The 1616-nt window shown below is 62.3% G+C and carries 2 protein-coding genes; both read left to right on the top strand.

Features of this window, described 5'->3' with window-relative positions; all coding sequences use genetic code 11:
- A partial coding sequence (locus L0H65_RS19645) for an IMP dehydrogenase (protein ID WP_301460866.1) occupies window positions 1–508 on the top strand: 508 nt, incomplete at its 5' end.
- Window positions 509–547: 39 nt separating this feature from the next.
- Window positions 548–1616 (top strand): RsmB/NOP family class I SAM-dependent RNA methyltransferase (locus L0H65_RS19640; protein WP_301460865.1); only part of this gene is annotated, 1069 nt, incomplete at its 3' end.

The raw sequence follows: 1616 nt of genomic DNA, 5'->3' as shown, positions 1-1616 counted from the left end.
ACTGACCGCGATCATGGATGCGGCAGGGGCCGGCGGAAATATTCCGATCATCGCTGATGGTGGCATCAAATATTCCGGTGATTTCGCCAAGGCGATCGCGGCAGGCGCGTCCTGTGCCATGGTCGGCTCTGCCATCGCGGGCACGGACGAATCGCCCGGTGAGGTAATCCTGTATCAGGGGCGCTCGTTCAAATCCTATCGCGGCATGGGGTCGTTGGGTGCGATGGCGCGTGGGTCGGCCGACCGGTATTTTCAGAAGGATGCCGCCAGCGACAAGCTGGTTCCCGAAGGGATCGAGGGGCAGGTGCCCTACAAAGGCTCCGCCGCAGCGGTGGTGCACCAATTGGTCGGCGGTTTGCGCGCGGCGATGGGATACACCGGCAATGGCACCATTGCCGCCATGCGTGAGAATTGCGCCTTCGTGCGGATCACCGGTGCCGGGTTGAAGGAAAGCCATGTACATGACGTTCAAATCACCCGCGAAAGTCCGAACTATCGGATCATGTAACTGCCAGAGGCCGGGATTTGCCCGGAACGGGAACCCTCGATGACCCCTGCCGCCCGCCATGCCGCCGCGATTGACGTGCTTGATGTGATTCTTGCCGGAACCGCCGCCGAGAAGGCGCTGACCAATTGGGCGCGCGGCAATCGCTATGCGGGTTCCGGCGACCGCAACGCGGTGCGTGACATCGTGTTTGATGTGATGCGTTGCAAACGTTCCTTTGCCTGCCTTGGCGGTGCGGAAACCGGGCGAGGGCTGGTTCTCGGTGCGTTGCGTGCGGCAGGGATATCGCCGGAAAACCTGTTCACCGGCGAGGGCTATGCACCCTCGAAGCTGACCGTCGATGAGCTGACCGGCGGTCGACACCCTTCGGGCAATGCGGCGCTTGATTGTCCGGAATGGCTCGCTCCGGAAATGCGCCAGTCGCTTGGTCAGGATTTTGAAGCCGTGATGCTGCTGTTGCAACGCCGTGCGCCGGTCTTCGTCCGCGTCAACCGGCGCAAGGCGACCCCGGCCGAGGTGATCGCCGCACTCGGCGCCGAAGGGATCGCGGCGCAGCCCGCGGCCCTGTCCGAAACAGCGCTGGAAGTCACGCGCAATCCGCGAAAAATCCAGGTGTCGAAGCCGTTTCAAAGCGGGATGATCGAGTTGCAGGATGCTGCCTCGCAGGCTGTCATCAACCGGTTGCCGCTGTGCGATGGTCAACGGGTGCTGGACTATTGCGCGGGCGGCGGCGGCAAAACTCTTGCGATGGCGGGACGGGTGCAGGCGCAATTCTTCGCGCATGACATCGCCCCGGAGCGCATGAATGATCTTTCCAAGCGGGCGCTGCGGGCCGGCGTTCAGGTTGAAACCCTGACGACGGCGGCACTTGCCCAAACAGCTCCCTTCGATCTCGTCCTCGCTGACGCCCCCTGTTCGGGTTCCGGAAGCTGGCGGCGCGCGCCGGAGGCAAAATGGGCCCTCACGGAAGATCGGCTGACCGATCTTCGCAGGATTCAAGCCGAGATTCTTGATCGTGCAAGCAACGTGGTAGCAAAAACCGGTTCCTTCGCCTATGCGACCTGTTCATTGTTACGGGCCGAGAATGAAGATCTGGTTAAGGGGTTTTTGC

The sequence above is a fragment of the Pseudorhodobacter sp. genome (assembly GCF_030452865.1).
Classification (GTDB): Bacteria; Pseudomonadota; Alphaproteobacteria; order Rhodobacterales; family Rhodobacteraceae; genus Pseudorhodobacter.
Note: the sequence above shows the minus strand (reverse complement) of the source record. Positions and strands in the feature narration are given on the sequence as shown.